The following is a 580-nucleotide window of genomic DNA, read 5'->3' as shown; positions in this document are numbered from 1 at the left end:
TGGAGGTGGACAAGGTCGCTGAAGCCTTCGGGAAGCTGACCACTGACCCGACGTCTGGGTTGACGGCGATGGCGCGCCAGTTCCATAACGTGACGGCGGAACAGATTGCGTATGTTGCTCAGTTGCAGCGTTCCGGCGATGGGGCCGGGGCATTGCAGGCGGCGAACGAGGCCGCAACGAAAGGGTTTGATGACCAGACCCGTAAACTGAAAGATAACATGGGTACGCTGGAGACCTGGGCAGACAAGACTGCACAGGCATTCAAATCCATGTGGGATGCGGTGCTGGATATTGGTCGCCCGGACTCCTCTGCAGATATGCTCGCCAAAGCTGAAAAGGCTTTTGATGAAGCGGATAAAAAATGGCAGTGGTATCAGAGCCGAAGCCACCGGCGCGGTAAAACGTCAGCATTTCTTGCCAATCTCCGGGGGGCATGGGAGAAGAGAGAGAATGCGCGACTTGGGCTTTCAGCCGCCACGTTGCAGGCCGATCTTGAAAAGGCCAGTGAGATGGCAGCAAAAGATCGGGCCGAGTCTGAGGCATCACGGCTGAAATATACCGAAGAGGCGCAGAAGGCTTA

1 pseudogene is annotated in these 580 nt (G+C 56.6%); it reads left to right on the top strand.

The window, feature by feature from the left end:
• A pseudogene (locus tag HEN21_RS22590) lies at positions 1-580 on the top strand (phage tail tape measure protein); the annotation flags it as partial.

It is taken from the genome of Escherichia sp. 93.1518 (assembly GCF_013368915.2).
Classification (GTDB): domain Bacteria; phylum Pseudomonadota; class Gammaproteobacteria; order Enterobacterales; family Enterobacteriaceae; genus Escherichia; species Escherichia ruysiae.
The sequence above is the reverse complement of the archived record's forward strand: the minus strand, read 5'-3'. Positions and strand labels throughout refer to the sequence as shown.